This window comes from Croceicoccus sediminis (assembly GCF_007570835.1).
GTDB classification, from domain to species: Bacteria; Pseudomonadota; Alphaproteobacteria; order Sphingomonadales; family Sphingomonadaceae; genus Croceicoccus; species Croceicoccus sediminis.
In genome coordinates this window covers 1-2204 of record NZ_SUNC01000009.1, presented here as the reverse complement: position 1 = coordinate 2204, position 2204 = coordinate 1, and the positions used below count along the sequence as shown (strand labels likewise).

1 protein-coding gene is annotated in these 2204 nt (G+C 67.8%); it reads left to right on the top strand.

Features of this window, described 5'->3' with window-relative positions; translation table 11 throughout:
• Positions 1-69: 69 nt before the first annotated feature.
• Positions 70-2196, top strand: coding sequence for an acetate--CoA ligase family protein (locus FAX90_RS16465; protein ID WP_144098638.1), 2127 nt, complete (start codon positions 70-72; stop codon positions 2194-2196).
• Positions 2197-2204: the final 8 nt, after the last annotated feature.

Genomic DNA, 2204 nt, shown 5'->3' with positions numbered 1-2204 from the left:
GACGAGAAGTCGTACAAGCCGGGCCTCGGCGCGTACGATCTGTCGAAGCAGAAAGGCTGAGGTGCGGCGATGACCGAGGATGCAACCGGCTCGCTCGACAGGGTGGGAGCCGATATTTCCCGCCTCCTGAAACCGCGGTCGGTGGCGATCGTCGGGGCATCGCCTACGCCCGGTGCGCTGGGCAATTCGGTCATGCGCAATCTTGATCGCCTGGGCTTTGCAGGCGATCTCCACCTCGTGAACCCCAGGCGGGCCGAGATCGACGGGCGGCCCTGCGTCAGCGCGATCGATGACCTGCCCGAAGGGATCGACGTGGCGGTCCTCGCCATTCCGGGGCCTGCCGTGCTGGACAGCGTGCGCGCGCTGGCCCGGCGCAAGGCAGGGGCTGCGATCATCTTCTCGGCAGGCTTTGCCGAAGGGGGCGAGGAAGGGATCGAGGCCCAGGCCGAGATCGGCCGCATCTCGCGAGAGACCGGCATGGTCATCGAGGGGCCCAACTGCCTCGGCCTCGTCAATTTCCTCGATGGCATCGCGCTGACTTTCGTGGAGATCCCGCCCGTCCCGCGCCGTCCGGGGCGCAACGTCGCGCTGGTCTCGCAATCGGGCGCGATGGCAATCGTCGAGGCGACGACGCTGATCTCCAAGGATCTGGGCCTGTCCTATTCGATCTCCACGGGGAACGAGGCGGCATCGGGGGTCGAGGACTATCTCGAACAGATGCTGGACGATGATGACACCCAGATCGTGGGCATGATCGTCGAACAGTTCCGCGATCCGGCCCGCTTCCTGACACTGGCGGCAAAGGCGCGCGAGATCGGCAAGCCAATCGTCCTGCTCCACCCCGGCAAGTCCGCCGCCGCACGCGAATCGGCGGCGACCCATACCGGCGCGATGGCGGGCGACTGGACCCTGATGCGGACCAAGGTTCGCGATGCGGGCGTCGTGCTGGTCGACAACCTCGAGGAACTGGGCGACGTGCTCGACCTTGCCGCGCGCGTTCCCGCCCCGCCGACGGGCGCAGCCGCCGTGCTGACCGAAAGCGGCGCGTTCAAGGCGCTGACGCTCGACTTGTGCGAGGGTATCGGGCTGGATCTGCCTGCCCCGTCGGATGATGCCAGCACGGCCCTGCGCGCGGCGATGCCCGACTTCATTCCGGTGTCGAACCCGATGGACCTCACCGCGCAGGCGCTGGTCGATCCCGATCTCTACAGGCGCGCGCTGGAGGCTCTCCTGCGCGATCCGCAATATGGCAGCGTCGTCTTCGCCATCATCCAGACCGACGTGCCGACCAGCAAACGCAAGTTCCCGGCGGTCGTATCCGCGATAGAGGAATTGCGCCCCGACCGGCCCGTCATCTTCGCCGGGATGGACGACGGGGCCGAGGTTCCGGCCGAATGGATCGCGCGGCTGCGCGAACTGGGCGTGCCCTATTTCTCCTCGCCCGACCGGGCCTTTCGCGCCATCCGCCGTTATGGCGAGGCGATGGCCCCTGCCCCGCAGCGCTCGACGATGGAGCCGGTCGCGCTCGACGCCCTGGCCAGCGGGACGATCCCCGAATATCGGGCCAAGGACCTGCTGGCACCGGCCGGCATCCCCTTCCCCGAAGGCGGCTTTGCCAGCACGCTTGAAGAGGCCAACGCGGTCTGTGCGAAGATCGGCTTTCCGGTTGCGCTGAAGGCGCAGTCCGCCGCGCTCAGCCACAAGAGCGATGCGGGCGGCGTGATCCTGAACGTCATGGACAACGCCGGTCTGGCCGAGGCCTGGGACCGGCTCTACGCCAATGTCGCAGCCTATGCGCCCGCACTCGTGCTCGACGGCGTGCTGATCGAGAAGATGGGTCAGCGCGGCGTGGAGATGATCGTGGGCGCCAAGACCGATCCCGACTGGGGTCCGGTCATCCTGATCGGGTTCGGCGGGGTACAGGCCGAACTGCACAAGGACGTACGCCTGATCACGCCCGACCTGTCGGCAGAGGCGATCGAGGCGGAGCTGCTCGCGCTCAAGGGTGCGCCGCTGCTGACCGGCTTTCGCGGCTCGCCCCGGCTCGACATCGGCGCCCTGGCGCGCCTCGTCGAAAGGCTGGGCGCCGTCGTTCGCGGAACCCCCGAAATCGCCGAGATCGACCTCAACCCGGTCGTCGTCTTCCCCGAAGGACAAGGCTGCGTCGCACTCGACGCCCTCATACAGGCAGGCTGAACGACGCG

What these genes read in the sequence shown, in the direction of transcription:
- FAX90_RS16465 (WP_144098638.1), top strand. Translation starts at nt 70, where the DNA reads ATGACCGAGGATGCAACCGGCTCGCTCGACAGGGTGGGAGCCGATATT.